The sequence below is a fragment of the Cupriavidus sp. FW305-F7 genome, assembly GCF_058782875.1.
Genome location: NZ_JBYSYC010000061.1, coordinates 1 through 23,488, shown reverse-complemented (window position 1 = coordinate 23,488; position 23,488 = coordinate 1). Strand labels below are relative to the sequence as shown.

At 66.8% G+C, this 23,488-nt stretch carries 21 protein-coding genes, 1 tRNA gene and 1 pseudogene; 15 read left to right on the top strand and 8 right to left on the bottom strand.

The window, feature by feature from the left end; genetic code table 11:
- The 11 genes from AC3WL8_RS35515 (at position 1) to AC3WL8_RS35465 (ending at position 8,918) form a co-directional block, all read left to right on the top strand.
- Entirely contained in the window at positions 1-849 is an 849-nt protein-coding gene (locus tag AC3WL8_RS35515) for a type II secretion system F family protein (RefSeq protein ID WP_211980847.1), read from the top strand.
- Between the two features lie 12 nt (positions 850-861).
- Positions 862-1,743: a type II secretion system F family protein gene (locus tag AC3WL8_RS35510; RefSeq protein WP_211980848.1), complete on the top strand. Its 882-nt coding sequence runs from the start codon at positions 862-864 to the stop codon at positions 1,741-1,743.
- On the top strand, positions 1,740-2,105 hold the full coding sequence (locus tag AC3WL8_RS35505) for a DUF192 domain-containing protein (RefSeq protein WP_211980849.1): 366 nt from the start codon (positions 1,740-1,742) through the stop codon (positions 2,103-2,105). The genes AC3WL8_RS35510 and AC3WL8_RS35505 overlap by 4 nt, the downstream gene beginning before the upstream one ends.
- Complete coding sequence (locus tag AC3WL8_RS35500) at positions 2,102-2,812, top strand: TadE family protein (RefSeq protein WP_211980850.1); 711 nt, start codon at positions 2,102-2,104, stop codon at positions 2,810-2,812. The genes AC3WL8_RS35505 and AC3WL8_RS35500 overlap by 4 nt, the downstream gene beginning before the upstream one ends.
- 123 nt (positions 2,813-2,935) lie before the next feature.
- Positions 2,936-3,349, top strand: coding sequence for a hypothetical protein (locus AC3WL8_RS35495; RefSeq protein ID WP_238553043.1), 414 nt, complete (start codon positions 2,936-2,938; stop codon positions 3,347-3,349).
- A gap of 58 nt (positions 3,350-3,407) precedes the next feature.
- Complete coding sequence (locus tag AC3WL8_RS35490) at positions 3,408-4,778, top strand: OmpA family protein (protein ID WP_013955958.1); 1,371 nt, start codon at positions 3,408-3,410, stop codon at positions 4,776-4,778.
- A complete protein-coding gene (locus AC3WL8_RS35485) occupies positions 4,778-5,542 on the top strand; it encodes a lytic transglycosylase domain-containing protein (protein WP_211980851.1) in 765 nt (254 codons plus the stop codon). The genes AC3WL8_RS35490 and AC3WL8_RS35485 overlap by 1 nt, the downstream gene beginning before the upstream one ends.
- Positions 5,539-5,880 (top strand): hypothetical protein, encoded by a 342-nt coding sequence (locus AC3WL8_RS35480; RefSeq protein WP_211980852.1) that lies wholly within the window; start codon positions 5,539-5,541, stop codon positions 5,878-5,880. The genes AC3WL8_RS35485 and AC3WL8_RS35480 overlap by 4 nt, the downstream gene beginning before the upstream one ends.
- A 66-nt stretch (positions 5,881-5,946) precedes the next feature.
- A complete protein-coding gene (locus tag AC3WL8_RS35475) occupies positions 5,947-6,753 on the top strand; it encodes a hypothetical protein (protein WP_013955961.1) in 807 nt (268 codons plus the stop codon).
- A gap of 140 nt (positions 6,754-6,893) precedes the next feature.
- Positions 6,894-8,507, top strand: a complete 1,614-nt coding sequence (locus AC3WL8_RS35470; protein WP_211980853.1) for a flagellar assembly protein A — start codon at positions 6,894-6,896, stop codon at positions 8,505-8,507.
- 255 nt (positions 8,508-8,762) lie between these two features.
- Positions 8,763-8,918: a hypothetical protein gene (locus tag AC3WL8_RS35465; RefSeq protein WP_013955963.1), complete on the top strand. Its 156-nt coding sequence runs from the start codon at positions 8,763-8,765 to the stop codon at positions 8,916-8,918.
- A gap of 61 nt (positions 8,919-8,979) precedes the next feature.
- Here the strand turns inward: AC3WL8_RS35465 and AC3WL8_RS35460 are convergent, their stop codons facing one another.
- A complete protein-coding gene (locus AC3WL8_RS35460; protein WP_371827390.1) occupies positions 8,980-10,092 on the bottom strand; it encodes a CapA family protein in 1,113 nt (370 codons plus the stop codon).
- Between the two features lie 245 nt (positions 10,093-10,337).
- Here AC3WL8_RS35460 and AC3WL8_RS35455 point away from each other — a divergent pair, with 245 nt between their 5' ends.
- Complete coding sequence (locus tag AC3WL8_RS35455; protein ID WP_492379848.1) at positions 10,338-11,726, top strand: FAD-binding oxidoreductase; 1,389 nt, start codon at positions 10,338-10,340, stop codon at positions 11,724-11,726.
- Positions 11,727-11,854: 128 nt separating this feature from the next.
- Positions 11,855-12,772: a polyphosphate kinase 2 gene (gene ppk2, locus AC3WL8_RS35450; RefSeq protein WP_153956839.1), complete on the top strand. Its 918-nt coding sequence runs from the start codon at positions 11,855-11,857 to the stop codon at positions 12,770-12,772.
- A gap of 343 nt (positions 12,773-13,115) precedes the next feature.
- On the opposite strand, the gene AC3WL8_RS35445 is transcribed toward ppk2, so the two are convergent.
- From AC3WL8_RS35445 to pepN, 3 genes are all read right to left on the bottom strand, one after another.
- A tRNA-Thr gene (locus tag AC3WL8_RS35445) sits at positions 13,116-13,191 on the bottom strand.
- Positions 13,192-13,341: 150 nt separating this feature from the next.
- On the bottom strand, positions 13,342-14,358 hold the full coding sequence (locus AC3WL8_RS35440; RefSeq protein WP_013955968.1) for a class 1 fructose-bisphosphatase: 1,017 nt from the start codon (positions 14,356-14,358) through the stop codon (positions 13,342-13,344).
- Positions 14,359-14,455: 97 nt separating this feature from the next.
- Positions 14,456-17,152, bottom strand: coding sequence for an aminopeptidase N (pepN, locus tag AC3WL8_RS35435; protein WP_211980855.1), 2,697 nt, complete (start codon positions 17,150-17,152; stop codon positions 14,456-14,458).
- A 270-nt stretch (positions 17,153-17,422) separates the two neighbouring features.
- On the opposite strand from pepN, the gene AC3WL8_RS35430 reads away from it, so the two are divergent.
- Positions 17,423-18,046: a DUF4136 domain-containing protein gene (locus AC3WL8_RS35430; protein ID WP_211982124.1), complete on the top strand. Its 624-nt coding sequence runs from the start codon at positions 17,423-17,425 to the stop codon at positions 18,044-18,046.
- Positions 18,047-18,388: 342 nt separating this feature from the next.
- Positions 18,389-20,710, top strand: a complete 2,322-nt coding sequence (locus AC3WL8_RS35425; RefSeq protein ID WP_013955971.1) for an NADP-dependent malic enzyme — start codon at positions 18,389-18,391, stop codon at positions 20,708-20,710.
- A 110-nt stretch (positions 20,711-20,820) separates the two neighbouring features.
- Here AC3WL8_RS35425 and AC3WL8_RS35420 read toward each other — a convergent pair whose 3' ends face one another.
- The 4 genes and pseudogenes from AC3WL8_RS35420 to AC3WL8_RS35405 form a co-directional block, all read right to left on the bottom strand.
- Entirely contained in the window at positions 20,821-21,066 is a 246-nt protein-coding gene (locus tag AC3WL8_RS35420) for a hypothetical protein (RefSeq protein WP_013955972.1), read from the bottom strand.
- Between the two features lie 240 nt (positions 21,067-21,306).
- On the bottom strand, positions 21,307-22,374 hold the full coding sequence (locus AC3WL8_RS35415) for a porin (RefSeq protein ID WP_153956841.1): 1,068 nt from the start codon (positions 22,372-22,374) through the stop codon (positions 21,307-21,309).
- Positions 22,375-22,557: 183 nt separating this feature from the next.
- Complete coding sequence (gene uraD, locus AC3WL8_RS35410) at positions 22,558-23,076, bottom strand: 2-oxo-4-hydroxy-4-carboxy-5-ureidoimidazoline decarboxylase (protein ID WP_211980856.1); 519 nt, start codon at positions 23,074-23,076, stop codon at positions 22,558-22,560.
- A pseudogene (locus AC3WL8_RS35405) lies at positions 23,073-23,488 on the bottom strand (allantoinase); the annotation flags it as partial. The gene uraD and the pseudogene AC3WL8_RS35405, both read right to left, overlap by 4 nt.

Sequence of the window (23,488 nt, the reverse complement as noted above, 5' to 3'; positions counted from 1 at the left end):
ATGAACCTTGCGCTGGTGCTGTGCGGCGCCTTCCTGATGACCGTGCTGATTGCTTGGGCCGTGCTGTCGCAGGGCAAGCGCTGGTTCGTGCGGCACACGCAGACGCTGGCGACCGAGGTCGAGGCATCGCTGGCCGATCTCTTCATCTTCATCAATATGCGGCAGGTGGCCGGCATCTCGGTGGTGGCGGTATTCGCGCTGCCGCTGCTGACCTGGCTGGTATCGCAGAACGTGTTCTTCGCGGTGCTCAGCATTCCGGTGAGCCTGCTGCTGCCGCGCGCGCTGGTGAAGAAGATGCAGCGCAAGCGCCTGATGGCCATCGAAGACCAGATGCCGGATGCGCTGCTGATGATGTCGAGCGCGCTGCGCGCCGGCGCCAGCTTCCCGATGGCGCTGGAAAGCGTGGTGGCCGAGTCGCGCCCGCCGATCTCGCAGGAGTTCGACCTGCTGATGCGCGAAGTCCGGCTTGGCGTGGACCTGATGGATGCGCTGCGCAATATGGAAAAGCGCATCCCGGTGCCCGATTTCCTGATGGTGACCGCAGCCATCACGATCTCGCGCGAGGTGGGCGGCAACCTGGCCGAGACGCTGGAGTCGGTGGCGCGCACGCTGCGCGAGAAGCACCAGATGGAAGGCAAGATCCGCGCGCTGACCGCGCAGGGCAAGATGCAGGGCCTGGTGATGACGGGCTTGCCGCTGTTCCTGATCGTGGTGCTGAACCACATGGAGCCGGTGGCGATGGCACCGCTGTTCAATTCGCCGATCGGATGGGGCACGCTGTCCGTGATCGCGGTGATGGAGATGCTTGGCTACAAGGCGATTAGCAAGATCACCCATATCGATGTCTGACCGGGGCCGACCATGATGCTTGTTGTTGCCTTCGCACTTGCCGCCGGCCTAGTCGGCGTGCTCGCCGCCACCACCATGGCCATGCGCCGCCTCACCGTGGTCGTGCCCGACGAGGCGCGCGACTACCTCGACCCGCTGCCGCCGTCGCTGCGCGCGGTCTGGCCGGTGGTGCGCTTCTTCGACCACCATTTCGTCTGGATCACGCCGAAGTCGCTGCGCGCCGCGGTGGACGAGCAGCTGCGCCTGACGGGCATGTCGTTCCTGATGACGGCGCGCCAGTTCCTGTCGCTGTCGATCGTTTCGGCGCTGGCGTTCTGCCTGCTGGCGGGCATTGCCATGCTGGGGCTGGGCCTGTTCTCGCCGCTGCTGTTGCTTGCCGCCGGCGCGCTGGGCTTCTTCTATCCGCGCATCTGGCTGCGCGACGTGCGCAAGCGCAACCTGCTGCAGATCACGCGCCACCTGCCGGTGTTTCTGGATTTCCTGACACTGAGCGTGGAGGCCGGCCTGAACATCAACGGCGCCCTGCTGCAGGCGGTTGAGAAGGGGCCGGAGGGCCCGCTGCGGCGCGAGTTCGAGCACGTGCTGCGCGACCTGAAGTCCGGCCTGAGTCGCGCCGATGCGCTGCGCCGCATGGATGACCGCTTGCGCGTGAAGGAGGTCACCAATTTCGTCGGTGCCGTGATCCAGGCGGAGCGCATGGGCTCGGGGCTGGCCGCCACGCTGCGCTTCCAGTCGGAGCAGCGGCGCACCGAGCGCTTCCAGCGCGCGGAGAAGCAGGCAATGGAAGCGCCGGTCAAGCTGATCTTTCCGCTGGTGGTGTTCATCTTCCCGGTCACCTTCATCGTGCTCGGCTTCCCGATCGTGATGAAGTTCATGCAGGAAGGGCTGCTGTGAGGCAGGCGCGCCTCTACCTGCGGGCCAGCCACGGAACGCTCGACACCGGCGTGCGCGTGTCGGTGGCCGCCACCGCGCGCGAACGCATGGCGGGGCTGCTCGGCCGCGAATCCATGGCGCCGGACGAAGCCCTGCTGCTATCCCCCTGCGGCGCGGTACACACCTTTGGCATGCGCATGGCGATCGACGTGGTGTTTCTCGACAAGCGGCAGCGCGTGCTGGCCGTGCACCCGTGCGTCGGGCGCCAGCGAGTGCGTGGCCACTGGCGCGCGCGCCAGACGCTCGAGCTTGGCGCGGGGCGCGCGGCGGCGCTGGGGATTGCGCCGGGCCAGACCCTGGAGATGCGGGAGGAGAGACCATGAGCCACAAGCCGATGCATGCGGCGCGGCGCGGGGCACGGGGACAGTCCGCGGTGGAGTTCCTGATCATCGCGCCGGCGCTGCTGCTGCTGTGCCTGGGCGTGATCCAGTTCGGGCTGCTGTACCAGGCCAAGGCCACGCTCGACCACGCCGCCTTGCAGGCCGCGCGCGAAGGCGCCGTCGACCACGGGCGGCTGGCCAGCATGCGCAAGGGGCTGGCACTGGGGCTGACGCCGCTGTTCGTGCGCTCTGCCGACCGTACCGCGCATGCCACCGGCTATGCCAAGGCCCAGTTCGAAGCCCGCACCCAGGCCAGGATCGACGTGCTGAACCCGACGCCGGCGGCGCTACAGGATTTCGGGCGAAGCGGCTATTACGCCGGCAAGACCACGCGGGAGATCCCCAACGACAGCCTGATGTACCGCGCCACCAGCGCGGGGCCGTCCTCGGGCCTCAATATCCAGGACGCCAACCTGCTGAAAATCCGGGTCACGTACTGCTATGAAATGTTCGTGCCATTTGCCGACCGCACCATCTACTCGCTGGTCAACGGCATCCGGAATTTTGTTGCGACGGGTGCGTACGGTGGCATGGAGGTCCCGACCACGCCCAATTTCTGCACCGGACGGGCCACGCTGGCGTCGGAATGGCGCATCCCGCTCGAGTCCGAGGCGATCGTGCGGATGCAATCGCCATACCGTGGAAACTGACGGGCCCGCAGCCGCCATTTTTGTAAGTATTTGTGAAAATTTGCCGGGATAAGCCCGAAGACACCGATGCCAGAATCGACAAGGTCGACAAAATTGCCGAAGCGGGGTTGTTTGGCGTTGCTGTTGTTGTGTAACCTCGGGTTCGTGCCCCAACCGGCGCTGGCGGCGATGGAGGTGTCGCGCTCCGAAGGCGTGCAGATCATCACCACGCGACGTGCGCCGCCGGCCGCAAGCAGCGCCGTGCCGGCTTCCGCGCCACAGGCGTCGGCGCTGTCCGGACGCGGCAACGCGCCCGACCTCGCGCAGGCCGCCGTCGCGGGTGCCGCGCAGGCGGCGATTCCGAGCGTGGCGGCCAGCGATGAGCGCGAGCTGGTCAAGCGTGCGCTGGCCGAAGAGCAGCGCGGCATGAACGAGGCGATCGCGAATTACGCGCGCGCCAGCAAGGCCGGTGCCAGCCCGGAAACGCTGGCGCCGCTCGAGCGCGAAGTCCGCGCGCGGCTGCAGAAGATCGACATGCTGATGCGCGCCCCGCATTGAGGCGCGCACCGGACAGGCCGGCATCACAAAAAGAAGAAGGGGAAGTACCTTGAAGGGAATGACGTTTGGACTGACGACCCGCAAGGCCGCCATCGGCCTGGGCGTCGTGGCCTTGCTGGCCATGGCCGGTTGCAAGAAGAAGCCCGCTGACAGCGCCGCTGCGCAAGGCGATGCGCAGCCCGCGCCCGCAGCGGCCTCGGCCCAACCCGCGGCATCGGCGCCGGCGACGCCCGCGCAAACCAACGTTGCCGGCCTGTGGTCCGGTGCATTCGTGGTCAACCGCGACAAGGAAGACCGCTCGTGGTATCCGCTGCTCAATGAGATTCCGGACCATGCCGGCTTTATGCGCAACGGCAGCCGGCAGGAGCTGGTGATTGCGCTGGCGCAGGCGTCATCTGTCGACGTGCTGCGCTTTCGCGGCCTGTCCGATGCCGGGGCGCGCAGCAATGCGCGCCATGCCCGCGTCGAAGCCTCCGCCGGCGGCACGCAAGGCCCCTGGACCGTGATCTACGATGCGGATCTGCCGGGGCAGGACGGCTACGATACCCGCGTGCCGCTGGCTCAGCCCGTCAAGGCCGGGGCACTGCGCCTGACGCTTACCGGCAACCGCTGGTCGGGCGACCAGGACGAGGGCCAGATCGGCCTGCAGCAGTTCATGGCCTATGGCAAGCCCGAGGCCGCGGCCGACAAGGTGCGCCAGGTGGGCGGCATCTACCAGTTCCCGGTGGAATTCGGTTCGTCCGGCTACGTGCTGCTTCACCAGGACGGCGCGGCGGTGGAAGGCTGCTATGTGGAAGGCGACTACAGCAACAAGCAGATGAAGATCACGCAGGTGCTGGGCACGATTTCCGGCGGGCTGGAAAACGGCGCCCTGCTGGCCTTCCGGCGCACCACCGAGGGCGCGCCGGAGAAGGGCGCAATGGCATTCAGCCCGGACGGCAGCCATGCCTACGCCGCGCTGGTGAAGGGCGATGCGCGCACCTTCGACAGCGTGCGCGAAGCCGGCGGCTGGCGCCTGGCGGACCAGGCGCCGCCGTGCTTCCCGAAGGCCGAGGCCGCCCCCGATCCCATCGGCCAGGCCCTTGAAGGCGCAGGCCGCGTGCAACTCTACGGCGTCAACTTCGAAACCGATTCCGACGTGCTGAGCGCGGCGGCCCGGCCGCTGCTGGACCGTGCCGCCAAGGCGGTGCTGGCGCATCCCGACTGGCGCCTGCGCGTGGAGGGGCATACCGACAGCACCGGTGGCGACGCGCGCAACCAGCCGCTGTCCGAGCGCCGCGCCGCCGCCGTCAAGCGCTACCTGGAAAGCGCCGGCGTGCCCGCCGACCGCCTCGATGCCAAGGGCTATGGCGCCACCCATCCGCTAATGCCCAACGACACGCCATTCGGCCGCGCGCAGAACCGCCGCGTGGAGCTGGCCAAGCAGTGATGCCAGCGCTTGTGGCCGCGCCGGCGCGCGGTGTGGTGGCGGCAATGCTGCTGGCTGGCGCGGTGCCGGCCGGCGCCGAGATCGTCATGCATGCCGACCGCGGCAGCGGCGTGACCTTCCTTACGTCGCGCAGCGCCGGGACGGCAGAAGTGGCTCCCACTGCGGCGCCCGCTGCGTTGCCGGCGCGGGCGTTTATTGGGCTGCCGACGCAGCCGGTGGCAAAGGCTGCCGTCGTCGCTGGCAAATCCCCACCCTCTGAGCTGGTTGCCCTCGCGCATCGCGCGGCGCAGGCCGCGGCAGTGGACCCGCATCTGCTGATGGCCATGGTGGAGGTGGAGTCAGGCTGGAACCCGCAAGCCACCTCCGTCAAGGGTGCCATCGGCCTGACGCAGCTGATGCCGGCCACGGCACGCATGCTGGGCGTGACCGATGCCTATGATCCGGCCCAGAACCTGCAGGGCGGTGCGTCCTACCTGGGCGGCTTGTTGTCGCGCTTCAACGGCGACACCAGCCTGGCCCTGGCGGCCTACAACGCGGGCGAAGGCGCGGTGCTGCGCCACGGGTCGCGCATCCCTCCGTTTGCCGAGACCCAGGCCTACGTGCCGCAGGTGCTGGGTCGCTATGCGCGCTTGCGCGGCGGCCAGGACGACAGCGCCGCGGCGCCCTTGCGCCAGCCGGCGGCGCCGGCGCAGCGAAGCGGTCTGGTCATCGTCTCGTTCCAGAAAACCCCCGCCTCCGTGGTGAAGAAAAAGGAGAAATCATGAAGTCGTACTGGATCCCGCGTGCCTGCCTGCCGGTCATGCTGGCGCTGGCCGTTGCCAGCTGTGGCAAGGACGAAGGGCGTTCCGCCGCGGCCAGCGATGCCTTGCCGAAAGCCTGCCAGGAAGCCGAGGCCGCGCAACGCGCCTGCACCGAGAACATGGCGGCCAAGCTCGACAAGTCGGGGCAGGCCGCGGCCGCCCAGACCCTGCGCGACGGGCTGCCCGGCGAGCTGGAATCGATCCGCACGCGCTGGGCCGGCGTCTCCGACAAGGATGGCCTGGCGCAGTCCTGTGCGACGGTGCGCGACAGCTTCCGCGACATGCCGCAGTGCAAGGATTGACGCCTGTCCGCCGCAGCGCCAGCGTGCCGGCGCCTTGTTGAACAGACCCTAATGGAGAGGCGACAGATGCCGAAGAAATCCGACCGCGCGACCGCGCGTCAATCCCTCGACCGCCGCACGGCGCTTGGCGCAAGCCTGGCCCTGGCTGCGCTGCTGCTCCCGGCAGCCGCTGCGGCCGGCGTCTGCGATGCGCCGTGGATGCATGACGGCGGCGAGATCCGCATGACCATGCAGGGCGGTGCGCCGGGCACGGCGACCATGTCCGTGTCCGGCGTGCGCAAGTCGGGCAAGGGCCAGTGCAATGCCAATATCAGCGTCGTGTCGAATGTGGCCGCGGCCGGCTCAGCCAACGAGACGCGGCTGGACTACACCATGGCGGTGATCGAAGACCGCCTGACCATCTCGCGCGGCGGCGCGCCGGGCAAGGTCGAGGGCAAGAGCGCCGCCGGCACGGCATCGGGCATGCTCGACAGCAGCGCGGTCGGCACGCTGGCCTACGGCGGCGTCATTGAAGCGGAAGGGCAGCGGCTGCCGGGCGAGTCGCAGACCGTGCGCATGGACCTGCAGATGACCGCCGCCGGCCAGAGCGCCGGCCAGGCCAAGATCCCGTCCGCCAAGGTCACCATCGGCGGCAAGGTCGTCGGCAAGCGCGCGACCATTCCCACCCGCCTCGGCCAGAAATCCTGCTGGCCGGTCCGCTACGAGCGCAGCACGACCATGGCGCCGGTCACCGTGGCGGGCCACACCGTGTCGGTGCCGCCGGCGACCGCCAGCGTCACGGACTGGTACTGCCCCGACATGGGCCTGGTCATGAAGCAGGAGGTCGTGCAGAACGGCCAGACCGGCACCATCGAGGTGGTCTCGGTCAGATAACCCGGGCATCGTCCGGATCATCCCCCCACGCGGGGTGCTGTGCGCTAAAGTTCTCCGCGCGGCTGCCGTTGGTTATGGATCGATAACAAGCGGAGCGCCGGCACCCGCCGCGCGGCTCCACAAGACGATTCAGGGGACGCATGACGCATGAGTCGGGTTTGCGCCTGGAACTTGCCGAGCCAGGCGAGCAGGTGCATGCGCGCTACACGCCGCAGCCGGGCAGGCTGCCGCCGGACCAGGCCAGCCTGCGCCAATGCCTGGACAGCCTGGGCTGGGCCGGCGCGCGGCTGGATGCGCGCGCGGTGGCGCAGTTCCTGGCGCAATGCCAGCGGGCCGAGCATGAGATCGATGCCACCATCGGTGCGCTGATCGACGGCGCCTTCGAGCTCGACATCACCGCCGACGGCCTGGCCGTGCGGCTGACGCTGCTGCCAGCCGAAGGCGGCCGCCCGGTCAGCGCGGAGGACATCCGTCGCGCCGTGGCCGAACGCGGCGTGGTGGCACCGGTCCAGACCCTGGCATTGGACGCCGCGCTGGCCGAAGGCCGTTGCGAGCTGCGCACCATTGCCGCCGGCGTCGCGCCGCGCCAGGGTGAGCCGGCGCGCTTTATCAACCTGCTCGAACCGCGCAAGCCGGCGCAGCCTGACGACGAGGCCGGCAAGGTCGACCTGCGCGACCTGGGCAACCTGCTGCTGGTCAGCCCCGGCACGCCGCTGATGCGGCGCATCCCGGCAGTGCATGGCAATGACGGCATCGACGTATTCGGCAAGCCCGTCGCCGCCGATCCGGTCGATGATCCGCCCTTTGCCGAAGGCCTGACCGGCGCTGCCGCCGATGCCGACGATCCGGAGCTGCTGCGCGCGGTGATCGCAGGATCGCCGGTGGTGGGCGTGCACGGCATCTCGGTCAGCCCGGTGGTGCAGGTGGACTCGGTTGACCTGCACTCAGGCAACGTGGCGTTCGACGGCACGCTGCGCGTGTCGGGCGATATCCGCACCGGCATGTCGGTCAATGTCAGCGGCGACGTGGTGGTCGAGGGCACCATCGAAGCCGCCAACGTCGAGGCCGGCGGCAATGTCATCGTCAAGGGCGGCATCATCGGCAAGGCCGACACCGGCCGCGCCGAAGGCGGCATCAGCCGCGCCAGTGTGCGCTGCAAGGGCGCGGTGAAGGCGCGCTTTATCGAGAACGCCGTGGTCGAGGCCGGCACCGAGGTCAACGTCGAAAGCGGCATCCGGCAGAGCGATGTTGCTGCCGGCGAGCGCATCGTGGTGGGCGGCACCGGCGCGCAGGGCAGCATCAGCGGCGGCCGCAGCCGTGCCTTGCTGGCGGTGCGCGCCGCGGTGCTGGGCGCACCTGCCGGCACCGCCACCAGCATCCAGGTCGGCCTGAATCCTTTTGCCGACGCACAGCGCGCCGCGCTGGAAGCCGAGCGCCGCCGCATGCTGGCAGAGCAGAACAAGGTCAAGCAGCTGGTGGATTTCTTTGCCAAGCATCCCGAGAAGGCCGTGGGTGACCTGCGCGAAAAGGCGCGCGCGACACTGTTCAAGCTGTCGCGCGATCTGTTCGAGCTGGAGGCACGCCTGACCGAACTGGGGCAGCAGATGCAGCCGGCCGCCGAGGCCGTGATCGACGCCGCGCGCCGCATCCATGGCGGCGTCACGCTGCAGGTTGGCAGCCGCGTGCTCAAAGTGATGGAAGACAAGCCTGGCGGCCAGATACGTCTGGTCGACGACCGCATCGCCGTCAGCTGAACGCGCGCTGTTATCCGCGGGGATTTGTACTATGCTGCAGTTATGTCCTGGGGTGCCGCAGGATGGGCGAGAGAGCTAGAGTCGGGCAGTGAATGAAGAAGCGGATCAGCACTCTGCGGAAGCGTTACACGGAACCAACTCACGTGGCACTGGAATAACCGGAAGGCCAGCCATCAAGGCTGGCCTTTCTGTTTTCCGTGATGGCTGCCAGGCGAACTACACTGAAGGTGCAACCATTATCCAAAGGAGGTTGCTATGGCCGCCACCTTGATTACCGCGCTGGTCCTGATCGCCCTTGTTGCGTGCGCCGCATTTACCATCTGGATGTTGCGGGAAAAGAACCCGACGCTGCTGCAGCAGCAGGAGCAGTCAGTGCGCACATGGTTTGATCACATGATCCATCGCCACTGACGCCTGGCGATTCGATTTCGTGCAGCCCGCCGCCACGGCGGGCTTTTTCATGGACTGAGGCTCATGCGGCCCACAAGCGCAGTTCATGCAATCCGCTTCGCTCCACCCGGGTGCCGAGTGCCCGTCCCTCGTCTTCAAACATGGCCTGCAGCCACGTCATATCCACTTCGCGCGCGTAGGCCAGACGGAAATGGCTGCGCCGCAACGGCACCAGCCGCAGGTCGGCGCTGCCGCCGGCATCGAAGCTGACGAAGGCCATCAGCGCCAGGTCCGGCCGGTATTCGTCGTAGCCACCGATGCCTTCGTAATCGTTGATGAAATCGCCGCAGCCGTACAGGATCGGCTTGCCGGCATGCAGCTCAATCCCCAGCGGATGATGCGAGGAATGCCCGTGCACAATGTCGATTTCGCCGCTTTCCACCAGCCCGCGGGCGAAGGCGCGTTGCGCGGGGTCGATGTGGTAGCCCCAGTTCGGGCCCCAGTGGATCGATACCACCACGACGTCGCCGGCACGCCTGAGCTTGCGCACCTGTGCGGCAATGCGTTCGCGCGAGGCAACGGACCAGTCTTCCAGCAGGTTCACGCCGGAATGTCCGGCGCTGGCGCGCCACGCCGCCGGGGTGCCGGCATTTTCCATGGCGAGGGCCAGCACCAGCACGCGGCCGCCGCCGGGCAGCGGCAGCTGTACGGCGTGCGCCGCGCTCGCCTCGTCGGGGCCGGCGCCGGCATGCGCGATATGCGCGCCGTCGAGCGCCGCCAGCGTATCCGTCAGGCCCGCGCGGCCCCAGTCCATCACATGGTTGTTGGCCAGCACCGCACAGTCGATGCCGGCGGCCTGCAGGCAGGCGATATTGCCCGGATGCATGCGATAGTGCACCGCCTTGCCGGGCCAGGCATCGTCGCTGGTGGTGATGGCGGTTTCCAGGTTGACGATGCGCGGCCGCGCAACACGGCTTTCCAGTTCCGCCAGGGCATCGCCCCACGGGTATTCCGGCGAGGCGGGGCGCGCGATCGGGCCGGCCTTGTGCTCGGCCAGGCGCACGTAGTCGAGCGCGGAATGCACATACGATTCATGCAGCAGCGGCTGGCTGGGATGCGCGAGGATCTGGTCGATGCCGCGCCCGGTCATTACGTCGCCGCACAGGAACAGGGGAGGGTGGCTGGCTGTGTTCATGGCGCAGACGGACGGCGCGAGGGCGCCATGCCGGCTGTTCATTCATGATAGGCCGGCAGGGTGGCGGCGCGGCATGATCGCGTTGCGGCACTTGCCATGGAGATTGTGCGCGTGGGGCCAGAGCCCCATTTACATTTAGGTGGTGCCTGCCTTAAATGATGTAGTCATCGGTCCTCGTGGCCATTTCCCTGCACCCAGACGCCGCGCGCCGTCCGATGTTTCCAACCAGCATCGGGAGGCACACTATGGCCCAGCCATCGCAGGAACACATTGAGGCACTCAAGACACAGCTGCGCGGGCGCCTGCTGCAGCCGGACGGCAGCGGCTACGACGAAGCGCGCCGCATCTGGAACGCGATGATCGACCGCCGTCCGCCACTGATCGTGCAGGCCGCGGGCGCTGCAGACGTGATCGCCGCGGTCAACTTCGCGCGCGACCATGGCGTGCTGCTGTCGATACGCGGCGGCGGCCACAATATCGGCGGGCTGGCGATCTGCGAGGATGGCATGGTGCTGGACCTGTCGCAGATGAAATCCGTGCGCATCGATCCCCACGCGCAACGTGGCTTCGTGGAGCCTGGCGCCACACTGCGCGATTTCGACCATGAAGCGCAGGCCTTTGGCCTCGCCACGCCACTGGGCATCAACTCCACCACCGGCGTGGCCGGGCTGACGCTCGGCGGCGGCTTCGGCTGGCTCAGCCGCAAGTTCGGCACCACCGTCGACAACCTGGTGTCGGCACAGGTCGTGACTGCCGACGGCAAGCTGGTGCGCGCCAGCGCCGACGAGAACGCCGACCTGTTCTGGGCGCTACGCGGCGGCGGCGGCAACTTCGGCGTGGTGACGATGTTCGAGTTCCGGCTGCACCCGGTCGGCCCCGAGGTCTATGGCGGGCTGATCGTCTATCCGCTGGAACAGGCCGCCGCGGTGCTGCCCGCCTATCGTGAACTGTTCAAGTCGATGCCGGACGAGCTGACCGTCTGGGTGGTGCTGCGCCAGGCGCCGCCGCTGCCGTTCCTGCCGCCCGAGGCGCACGGTAAGCCGATCGCGGCACTGGCGATCTGCTATATCGGCCCGCCTGACAAAGGCCCCGAACTGGTCGAGCCTTTGCGCAAGCTCGGCACGCCCTACGGCGAGCATGTCGGTCCCATGCCGCTTACGGCATGGCAGCAGGCGTTCGACCCCTTGCTGACGCCGGGCGCGCGCAATTACTGGAAATCGCACAACTTCGCCGGGCTGGACGACGGCCTGATCACGATGCTGATCGAGCAGATCGGAAAGCTGCCCTCGCCGCAATGCGAAGTCTTTATCGGCGCCATGGGCGGGCAGACCAACCGCGTCGCGCCTGACGCGACTGCCTACGCCAGCCGCGACGCCAACTTCATCATGAACCTGCACGGGCGCTGGGACGCGCCCGCTGACGACGACAAGTGCATCAGCTGGGCCCGTGAAGTGTTCCGCGCGGCAGCGCCCTTTGCACTGGGCAGCGTCTATGTGAACTTCCTGACGCAGGAAGAAACCGACCGCATTGGCGCGGCCTACGGGCCCAACTACGACCGGCTGGTCGAGGTGAAGCGGCGCTACGATCCGGGCAACCTGTTCCGCCATAACCACAACATCAATCCAGCGGCGTAACTGGCGTAACCTGCAGGGACAGGCAGGAAGGCGGGGCAGGGCGGGTGGCCTGCCCCGTTTTCACGCGGCTGCAATACTGGCATGCGAGTATCGCCGCGACCGCGTTGTATCCACAGGGAGCAGATCAGATGAGACCGGGCGAAGCAGAATTGGTGCGGCGCATCCACAACGAGGTGGCCGACTACTACGACGAAGAGATCGAACTGGAACTGGACGACCGCGAAGCCAGCGAGGCCTTCGGCGATCCGGTGCACCTGGACGACGAGGCCGAGCAGGACAGCCGCCGCCACTATTTCCGCGAGCTGTTCCGCCTGCAGGGCGAACTGGTGCGGCTGCAGAGCTGGGTGGCCGCCACCGGGCACAAGATCGTCATCATCTTCGAAGGACGCGACGCTGCCGGCAAGGGCGGCGTGATCAAGCGCATCACGCAGCGCCTGAACCCGCGCGTCTGCCGCGTGGCGGCGCTGCCCGCGCCCAACGACCGCGAACGCACCCAGTGGTACTTCCAGCGCTACGTGGCGCACTTGCCCGCCGCCGGCGAGATCGTGCTGTTCGACCGCAGCTGGTACAACCGCGCCGGCGTCGAACGCGTGATGGGCTTCTGCTCTGACGAGCAGTATGAAGAGTTCTTCCGCTCCGTGCCCGAGTTCGAAAAGATGCTGGTGCGCTCCGGCATCCAGGTGATCAAGTACTGGTTCTCGATCACCCACGACGAACAGCGTCTGCGCTTCCTCAGCCGCATCCACGATCCGCTCAAGCAGTGGAAGCTGAGCCCGATGGACCTGGAATCGCAGCGCCGCTGGGAGGACTACACCAAGGCCAAGGAAATCATGCTCGAGCGCACGCACATTGCCGAAGCGCCGTGGTGGGTGGTGCAGGCCGACGACAAGAAGCGCGCACGGCTGAACTGCATCCATCACCTGCTGAGCCAGGTCCCCTATGCGGACGTAGAGGCGCCCAGCGTGGTGCTGCCGGGGCGCGAACGGCATGAGGACTATGTGCGGCAACCGGTGCCGAAGGAGATGATCGTGCCGGATGTGTATTGAGGAATCAGACCCTAGGGTTTGCACGGGGTGCGCCATCGTCCCCCTGCGGTAGACGGCTACCTATAATGAAAACAGCCACCTGTAAATCCAAGGGTGGCCGTTATCGTGGAACTGCTAGTTTTTTGGGCGGCCATGCTTGCTGCCTACCTTCTGATGAAGCGTGCCGGCTGCTTCAGCCAGCCGGTGCTTTATCCCGATTTAGATCATCCCTTCCGCTACTGGTGGGCGCAACGGCTGGGGCGCCCGCTGCCACCGCCGGCTTTGCCGGATCCCAGGCAACAAAAAACCCGGAGAGCGTGACGCTGTCCGGGTTGGCTTGTGTGGGCGATGCCCTGGAATTCTGTGGTGCCGAAGAGAGGAATCGAACCCCCGACCTTCTCATTACGAATGAGCTGCTCTACCGACTGAGCTACTTCGGCAACATGTTCCGGTGAACTGGAACAGCCCGCAATAGTAGCAGCGTTTTTCCGCCTTGTGAACCCCTTTTGTGTCGCCCGTGCCATCCGGCCGGGGCCGAAAGAAAACGGGGCGCCACCTGGGCGCCCCGTCCTGTTGCCGCGCGGCCGGAATCAGGCCTTGCCTTCGGCTTCCAGGTGGTAGCGGGTGACGCGTTCCACTTCGTTCTTGGAGCCCAGGATCACGGAGACGCGCTGGTGCAGTTTTTCGGGCTGCACGTCCATGATGCGCTGGTGGCCGTTGGTGGCGGCGCCGCCGGCCTGTTCGACCAGCATGGCCATCGGGTTGGCTTCGTACATCAGGCGCAGCTTGCCCGGTTTTTCCGGCTCGCGCTTGTCCCACGGGTACATGAAGACGCCGCCGCGGGTCAGGATGCGGTGCACGTCCGCAACCATCGAGGCGACCCAGCGCATGTTGAAGTTCTTGCCGCGCGGGCCTTCTTCGCCGGCCAGGCATTCGTCGATATAGCGGCGCACGGGCGGGGCCCAGTGGCGCATGTTCGACATGTTGATGGCGAATTCCTTGGTGTCGTCCGGGATCGTCACGTTGGAGTGCGTCAGCACGAAGCTGCCTGCCTCGCGGTCGAGCGTGAACATGTGCACGCCGTTGCCGACGGTCAGCACCAGCGTGGTCTGCGGGCCGTATACGGCGTAGCCGGCGGCGACCTGGTGGGTGCCGGGCTGCATGAAGTCGGCCTCGGTCACGGTCTGGCCCGGCTTGGGCATGTGCAGCACCGAGAAGATGGTGCCGATCGAGACATTGACGTCAATGTTCGACGAGCCGTCCAGCGGGTCGAACATCAGCAGGTATTCGCCCTTCGGGTAGCGGTTGGGAATCTCGTAGAACGATTCCATTTCTTCCGACGCCATGGCGGCGAGGTGGCCGCCCCATTCGTTGGCGTCGAGCAGCACTTCATTGGCGATCACGTCCAGCTTCTGCTGGGTTTCGCCCTGGACGTTGCCGGTGCCGGCCGAGCCCAGCACGCCGGCGAGGGCGCCCTTGCTGACGGCGTTGGAAATGGCCTTGCAGGCGCGCGCGACCACTTCGATCAGCAGCCGCAGTTCGGGCTGGATCGTGTTGTGCTTGCGCTGCTCCTCGACCAGGTAGCGGGTGAGGCTGATGCGAGTCATGGTTGGTTCTCCTTGGATGGCCGCAATTCTACATGCCCGGCCGCGCTTGGCCGGGCAAAGGGGGCGTTGGCGGGCCTCCCTGTGTCGTTCCCGCCGCTCAGGCGGCGAGCGCCTTGCCGACGATCTCGCGCACGTCGCGCGACAGCGTGCTGCTGGCGGCGACGCGTTCCAGTTCGGCGCGCATGCGGTCGCGCAGCGCCAGTTCGTATTTCTGCCAGCGGTCCATCACCCGCGCCAGGCGCGCGGCCACTTGCGGGTTGATGGCATCGAGCGCCAGCACCTGGTCGGCCCAGAAACGGTAGCCCGAGCCGTCCTGGGCGTGGAACTGCGCCGGGTTGCCGGAGCAGAAGCTGAAGATGAGCGAACGCGCGCGGTTGGGGTTGCGCAGGTTGAAGGCGGGGTGCTCCATCAGCGCGAGCACGGTGTCGATGGTGCGCTTGCCGGCGTGCGGGCCGACTTCACCGCGCTGCATGCCTTGCAGCGAGAACCATTTGTCGATCACCAGCGGGTCGTCCTCGAAGCGCTCGTAGAAGTCCGCCAGCGCATGCTCGCGCCCGGGGGCGAAACTGTTGACCAGCGCCGACAGCGCGGCGAAGCGGTCAGTCATGTTGTCGGCGTTCTGGTACTGCTGCTCGGCCAGCGCCTGCATCGCGGCGTCGCCGCTGTCGGCCAGGTAGCCGAGCGCAAGGTTGCGCAGTGCGCGCCTGGCGGCGGATGTGGCATCGGGCGAGTAGTTGCCCGGCGTGGCGTTGCCCTCGTAGGCGGCGAGCCAGTCGGCCTGCAGCGCGCGCGCCAGGCCTTCGCGCATGAACTGGCGGGCGCGGTGGATGGCGGCGGGATCGGCCACGCCCATGCGCTCAGCCAGGTAGGCCTCGGCGGGCAGCACCAGCGCCTGTTCGCGGAAGGCGGGATTGAGCGTGTCGTCGGTCAGCACGGCGCCCATGGCCTGCACCAGCGCGGGCTCGAGCTTGAGCTCGCGCCCGGCCTGCACGTCTGCCACCATCTGCAGCAGCGCGCGCGTGGCCAGGCGCTGGCCGGCTTCCCAGCGGTTGAAGGCGTCGCTGTCGTGCGACAGCTGGAAGGTCAGCTGCGCGTCGGTGTACTCGGCATCGACGATCACCGGCGCCGAGAAGTTGCGCAGCAGCGAGGGCAGCGGGGCACTGGCGCCGCGCGGCAGGTTGATGAAGCGGAAGCGCTGCTCGGCCTGCGTGAAGTCGAGCACGCGCGTGGTCGCTCCGGGCGTGCTTTCGCCTTCGAGCTGCAGCGGCAGGTCCTTGCCGTCTGCGCCAAGCAGTCCGAGCGCGAACGGGATATGGAAGGGCTGCTTCTCGGGCGTGCCGGCGCGGGTCTCGATGCCGACCTTGGGGCAGCGCTGCGACAGCGTCAGCGTCAGGCTGCCGTCGTCGCCGTTCCAGTCCGTGCGCGCCGTCACCACCGGGGTGCCGGCCTGGCTGTACCACAGGCCGAACTGGCTCAGGTCGCGGCCGTTGGCATCGGCCATTGCCGCACGGAAGTCGTCGCAGGTGACGGCCTGGCCGTCATGGCGCTGGAAGTACAGGTCCATGCCCTTGCGGAAGCCCTCGCGGCCGAGCAGGGTCTGGTACATGCGCACGACTTCGGCGCCTTTCTCGTACACGGTGACCGTGTAGAAGTTGTTGATCTCTTCATAGCTGTCGGGGCGCACCGGGTGCGCCATCGGGCCGGCGTCCTCGGGGAACTGCACCTGGCGCAGCACGCGAACGTCCTCGATGCGCTTGACCGCGCGGCCGGATTCCGAGCCCATCATGTCGGCCGAGAACTCCTGGTCGCGGAACACCGTCAGGCCTTCCTTGAGCGAAAGCTGGAACCAGTCGCGGCAGGTCACGCGGTTGCCGGTCCAGTTGTGGAAGTACTCATGGCCGACCACCGCCTCGATATTGGCGAAGTCCGTGTCGGTGGCGGTCTGCGCGTTGGCCAGCACGTACTTGGTGTTGAAGATGTTCAGGCCCTTGTTCTCCATCGCGCCCATGTTGAAGTCGCCCACGGCGACGATCATGAAGCGATCCAGGTCAAGTTCCAGCCCGAAGCGGCGCTCGTCCCAGCGGATCGAATGGATCAGCGAATCCATAGCGTGGCGGGTCTTGTCGAGGTCGCGCGCCTCGACCCAGACCTGCAGCAGCTTGTCCTTGCCGGAGGCGGACTGGATCCGTTCCTCGATGCATTCGAGCTTGCCCGCGACCAGCGCGAACAGGTAGGCCGGCTTGCGGAAGGGGTCTTCCCACACGGCTTCGTGGCGGCCGTCGGGCAGTTCTCGCTGGCTCACCAGGTTGCCGTTGGACAGCAGCACCGGATAGGCGGCGCGGTCGGCGCGCAGCGTGACGCGGTAGGTCGCCATCACGTCGGGGCGGTCCAGGAAGTAGGTGATGCGGCGAAAGCCCTCGGCTTCGCACTGGGTGAAGAAGTTGCCGTTGGACACGTACAGGCCCGACAGCGTGGTATTGGCCGCGGGCTGGCACGCCGTGGTGATCTCCAGCGTGCCCTGCGCCGGCAGGCCGGGGATGGTCAGCGTGCCGGCATCCTGGGTCGCGTTGGCGACCGGCTTGCCCTCCAGGCTGACGCCGATCAGTTCGAGTTCCTCGCCGGCCAGCACCAGCGGTGCGTCGGGCGCGCCGGCCTGGCGCGCGAAGCGCAGCGTGCTGGTGACCACGGTGCGCTGGGGATCGAGGTCCAGCACCAGCTCGGCGTGGTCGATGGCGAACGGCGGCGGGGTATAGTCCTTGCGATAGACGGTAACGGGCGTGTCGGTGCGCAGCATGGAAAGATCCTGTCTTCGGAAGACCGTTAGGAAAGGGGGCGGGCCATGCGCGCGGCAGCGAAGCATGGCGCTGAAGTCCTCATTGTAGCCAAGGGGTCGGGGCGCGGCCCGGCGCAGCACGGCATCGGCATGCTGCGGGGAATTCCGCGCCGGCGGCGTGGTCTCAGAGACACGTGGGTATTCAGAGGAAAGCGAGGTAGCACTATGTGGCAGCGCGCAGGCGGTGTCGGCAATGCAGGAGCGGTGGGGCCGCGCAGGTGGTGGGGGGCGATGGCGTTGCTGGCGGCGCTGTTGCTGTCAGGGTGCGCCAGCACAGTGGTGACCGATGTCACGGCGTTCCGCCAGCCGGGCTGGCAGAACGATGCGCCGCGCACCTACAGCTTCGAGCGCAGCGCCGAGCAGGCGGCGCAGCTGGACCGCCAGACCTATGAGCAGTGGCTGGCCGCGGCGCTGGCGGGGATCGGCTTCGAGCAGGTGCCGGCGAAACAGGCGCGCTATCGCGTCAGCATGGACTTCGATGCCGCGCCCGGCATCGTGCGCGTGGCCGAGACCGTCTACTCGGACCCGTGGTACGGCCCGTGGGGCCCTTACTGGGGGCCCGGCTACTACCGCCCCTACGGGCCCTGGGGTCCGTGGGGCCCATGGGGGCCGGGCTACTGGCCGCCGCAGACCGTGGTGCGCGACGTGCCGGTGACGTTCTCCAGCCTGCGGGTGTATTTCAGGGATGCGGCCAGCGGCAAGCGGATCTACCAGGTCACCGCGCAGAACCAGACCGAAAACGGCAGCCTGCCGGCGGTCATGCCCTACCTGATCCGCAGCGCCTTTACCGACTTCCCGGCCGAGAGCGGCCGTCCGCGCAGGGTGACGCTGGAGGTCGAGAAAAACTCAAAGTAGGGCAGCCGGGGGCCGGCCGCGCGGTCCTGGCCAGGCGATGCGTGCGGATGCATGCAGGGGCATGCGTCTGCACCCGCATTGCATACGCAATGGTAAAAGCTGTTTAACTGGAATAATCCACTCAAAAAACGGCCTGCAGGCGGGCTGTGGTGGTACTTTGCGCGGACACGTGGGCTAGAATGGTTGCTCGATTTTTCCGGCCTGTCTGCCGGAATCGCCAGTTTCGCTGCCAGGCGTTGTCATTCGCTGCCGGCCCGTATCCTGAGACTTCTCGATCGGGCCCGAGCCGGTTCTTGGCGGGAGAGGGGCGCTTCCGGTCCGGGCCATTTTCCGGACGAGCCAATGAGCAGCAAGATTAGCGGTGATGCACCGCAACATGCCCCGAACAGTCCTGAAGCGCAGCTGCGCCTCGCTGCGCTGGAATACCACCGCAGCCCCACCAAGGGAAAGATCCAGGTAACCGCGACCAAGGCGCTGTCCAACCAGCGCGACCTGTCGCTGGCCTACTCGCCGGGCGTGGCCTATGCCTGCGAGGAAATCGCCAAGGACCCCGCCACCGCCGCCGAGTACACCTCGCGCGCCAACCTGGTGGCCGTGATCACCAACGGCACCGCCGTGCTGGGCCTGGGCGATATCGGCCCGCTGGCCGGCAAGCCGGTGATGGAGGGCAAGGGCTGCCTGTTCAAGAAGTTCGCCGGCATCGACGTGTTCGACATCGAGCTCGACGCGCGCGACCCGGACAAGATCGTCGAGATCGTTGCCGCGCTCGAGCCCACGCTGGGCGGCGTGAACCTGGAAGACATCAAGGCGCCGGAATGCTTCTACATCGAGCAGAAGCTGCGCGAGCGCATGAACATCCCCGTCTTCCACGACGACCAGCACGGCACCGCCATCATTTCGACCGCGGCGCTGCTCAATGGCCTGAAGGTGGTCGGCAAGGACGTCGGCAAGGTGAAACTGGCCGTGTCCGGCGCCGGCGCGGCTGCCATTGCCTGTCTGGACACCATGGTCAGCCTGGGCGTGAAGCGCGAGAACATCTCGGTGGTGGACTCCAAGGGCGTAATCTACGTTGGCCGCGACGTCAACATGGAAGCCAACAAGGCGCGCTACGCACAGGACACCTCGGCGCGCACGCTGGCTGACATCGTCAAGGACGCCGACGTCTTCCTGGGTTGCTCGACCGCCGGCGTGCTGACCGCCGAGATGGTCAAGACCATGGCCGACAAGCCCATCATCCTGGCGCTGGCCAACCCCGAGCCGGAAATCCGCCCGGAAGTGGCCAAGGCCGCGCGCCCGGACTGCATCATCGCCACCGGCCGTTCGGACTACCCGAACCAGGTCAACAACGTGCTGTGCTTCCCGTACATCTTCCGCGGCGCACTGGATTGCGGCGCGACCAAGATCACGGAAGCGATGAAACTGGCCTGCGTCAAGGCCATCGCCGAGCTGGCCGAGGCCGAGCTGAACGACGCCGTTGCCGCCGCCTACGGCGGCCGTGAGCTGAAGTTTGGCCCGGACTACATCATCCCGACCCCGTTCGACCAGCGCCTGATCGAGAAGATCGCGCCGGCGGTGGCCAAGGCCGCGGAGGAATCCGGCGTGGCCACGCGCCCGATCAAGGACCTCGAAGCGTATCGCCAGCAGCTGTCCACCTATGTCTATCACACCGGCCTGATCATGAAGCCGGTGTTCTCGGCCGCCAAGGCCGCGCCCAAGCGCGTGGCCTACGCCGAGGGCGAGGAAGAGCGCGTGCTGCGTGCCGTGCAGACCGTGGTGGACGAAGGGCTGGCGCGCCCCACCCTGATCGGCCGCCCGCACGTGATCCAGATGCGCATCGAGAAGGCCGGCCTGCGCCTCAAGGCCGGGGTGGACTTCGACCTGGTCAATCCGGAAGAAGACCCGCGCTACCGCGCCTACCACGAGGCCTACCACGCGCTGCGCGGTCGCGACGGCGTGACGCCGGACATGGCCAAGGTGGCGCTGCGCCGCTCCAACACGCTGATCGGCACGATGCTGATGCACATGGGCGATGCCGATGCGCTGCTGTGCGGCACGGTCGGCCGCTTCGAGGCTCACCTCGAGCACGTGCGTGACGTGATCGGCCTGGCGCCTGGCGCCAAGGTGTTCGCCGCGATGAACGCGCTGATGTTGGAGAAGCACACGCTGTTTATCACTGACACCTTCGTCAATGACGATCCCTCCGCCGAGGAACTGGCCGCGATCGCACAACTGGCCGCTGAGGAAATCGCGCGTTTCGGCCTGGTCCCCAAGGCCGCGTTGATGTCGCATTCGATGTTCGGTTCCTCGACCCGTCCGTCGGCGCGCAAGATGCGCGAGGCTGCGGCTATCCTGGCCAAGGTGGCACCGCACCTGGAAGTGGAAGGCGAGATGCAGGGCGACGCCGCACTGGACGAAGACGTGCGCCGCCACTTCCTGCCGTCGACCAAGCTGGCCGGCAGCGCCAACCTGCTGGTGATGCCGACGCTGGACGCGGCCAATATCGCCTTCAACCTGCTCAAGATCACGGGCGGGCAGGGCGTGACGGTGGGCCCGATCCTGCTGGGCGCGGCCAGGCCGGTGCACATCCTGAACCCGCAGGCGACCACACGCCGTATCGTCAACATGACGGCGGTGGCCGTGGCGGAGAGCGGCGCGGTGCGCTGATGCGCTGAAAACGAAGTCACCAAGAATGCAAAAAGCCGGGTCGTCTGACCCGGCTTTTTGTTTGATGCTGCCCCGCGGCAATCGCGGGGGGAAGGCACTTGACGTGGTTGCTATTGCAGCACGTTGTACTGCTCGCGCATCACGACGATGATCGACTTGGCCGCGGCCAACTGCGTGTCGAGGTTTTCAACATATTCCTGCGGGAAATCGACCTCGGCGCTCCAGTTGCATCCGGTATGGTCAGGCTGGTGCATTCGCACCGCGTGCAGTTCGCATTCGCCGCACTCGGGGTTGTTGTCGAGGCACTGGTTCAGGATGGCCATCAATTCGGAACGGGTCTTCGGGTAGCGCCGCATGAATCACCTCTCTCAATGTCGTTTTGAGGGTCCGGAACACCAATCTAGGAAGCGTGAAGGGGGGCTTCCAATTGAATCCATCTATGAAATGCTAGCTTTCGATCCGTATTGCCGGACGGCATGCGATGGCGCGGCGCAGCATTGCGGTGGCAGATTTCCGCGCAGTGTGATGCGAACGCGGCAATGAAAAAGCCCGCCGGAAGGGCGGGCTGCAGGACTGCCGGTGAGACGGTTACGTCATCAGAACTTGTGACGCACGCCCACGCCGAAGGTATCGCCGTGCTCGATGCCGGTGATCTTGTCGTAGTAGTAGGCGGCGTACACGTCGGTGCGCTTGGACAGGTTGTAGTCGTAGGCGACGGCAAACGTGTTGCGCTTGAAGTCACCGATTGCGTTCTCGGTCTTGCCATAGGCGTAGGACGCCAGCACGTTGCCGGCACCGATCGGCACCGAGGCCCCGACCTGACCGTTGGTGTGCTTGATGTCGCCGCTGGCGGCCGTGCTGGCCTTGGTCTTGATGTACTGGCCCTGGGCGAACAGCTTGACCACCTTGAAGTCGTATGTGATGCCGCCCAGGACGGCGTCCTGGCGGCTGAAGCCCGCGCTCGACAGGTCGTCGGGAACCGCGTTGAAGCGGACCTGCTGGTACGCGACGGTCGCGGCGAACGGCCCGTTGAAATACATCAGGTTGCCGCCCCACTTGTTCTGGCCCGCGGCACCTGCCTTCTCGCCTGCCGAGTAGATCAGGTTCGCGCTCAGGCCGCCGAAGTTCGGGGTGGAGTACAGCACCGAGTTGTTCCAGCCCGAGTCGCCGATGATGCCCGGGTCCACCACGCCATTGCTGGCGGCACCGAAGTAGGTGTGGAAGATGGTCGGCGAGAACACGTACGAGTCGACCAGCGGGTTGAACAGGATGGTCGAGATGAAGTACGGGGTCGTGTTGCGGCCCAGCTTCAACGTACCCAGCTTGTCATTCTGCAGGCCGACGTACGCATTGCGGCTGAACATCGAATCCCCGTTGAAGCGGCCGCTGTTGCCGCTGTCCGTGCGGAAGAACCCGTTCAGATCGAAGATGGCCTTGGTGCCGCCGCCCAGGTCTTCGGTGCCCTTGATGCCCCAGTAGGACGTCTGCATACCGCCCGAGTTGGCCACCCATGCGCGCTCGCCCGAACCCGGGCTCTTGACGCCGCCGACGAACATGTCAGCCTGGCCGTACAGCGTGACGCTGGACTGGGCCATGGCCGCGCCGGAAAAAAGGGTAGCCGCTACCACCGCCAGCTTTAGTGCCGGCTTGTACTGCTTCTGCATTGTTAGACCTCCGTGGTTTGATCGATCCTGCTTGGAACGTTGTGTACTGGGTCCCTGTCGGGTTCTTCTAATGTCTTGGTGCTTTTATTCGTGCCGCCTGGCCTGGCTCGGTGGTGGGTGGTACATGGGGTGCCGGCGGCATCGGGTACAGCGTTTTTTGTTATACAGGTGACGCTTTTTTGCTCAGGCGGATACTAAGTCGTCAAGCCGGAACTGCGCAATGCGATGGATCTGGTTGATGCAAGTTTGCAACTCGTGCTGCGGCGTGTTTTCCAGGCGGCGCGCGAACTCCGCGATGATCCCGTGGCGGTCGTAGCCGCGCACGGCCAGGATGAACGGGAAGCCGAATTTCTGGTTGTAGGCCGCGTTGAGCGACTGCAGGCGGTCGAACTCCTCGGGCGTGCACAGGTTCAGGCCGGCGCCGCTTTGCTCGCGCGTGGACTCGGCGGTCAGCTCGCCGCGCACGGCGGCCTTGCCGGCCAGCTCCGGGTGAGCGCGCACCAGCTTGAGCTGGGCCGCCTCGCCGGCTTCATCGACGGCCTTGCGCAGTGCCTGCGCCAGCGCGGCACCGTCGGCGAAGGGCCGTTGCGCGGCAGCGGCCTCGGCAAACCACGGCGAATGTTCGTAGATGCCGCCCAGCACCTGCACGAACTCCGCGACAGGCATGGTGTTGAGTTGGGCGATGGTGTAGGTCTGGCTCATGCTTGGTTCCGGGGGGTGTAGGGGTGGGTATCGGCCCAGTGGCGGGCGATGTCGACACGGCGGCAGATCCACACCTTGTCGTGTCCCTGCACATAGTCGAGGAAGCGCTGCAGCGCGCGGAAGCGGCCCGGGCGGCCGAGCAGGCGGCAGTGCATGCCGACCGACAGCATCTTGGGGCTGTCCTGTCCGCTCGGGTCGCCTTCCTCGTACAGCACGTCGAACGCGTCCTTGAGGTACTGGAAGAATTGTTCGCCGGTATTGAAGCCCTGCGGCGTGGCAAAGCGCATGTCGTTGGAGTCGAGCGTGTACGGCACCACCAGGTGCGGCTTCTTCTTGCCGCCGGTGACTTCGACTTCGGTCCAGAAGGGCAGGTCGTCGCCGTAGTAGTCCGAGTCGTACAGGAGGCCGCCGT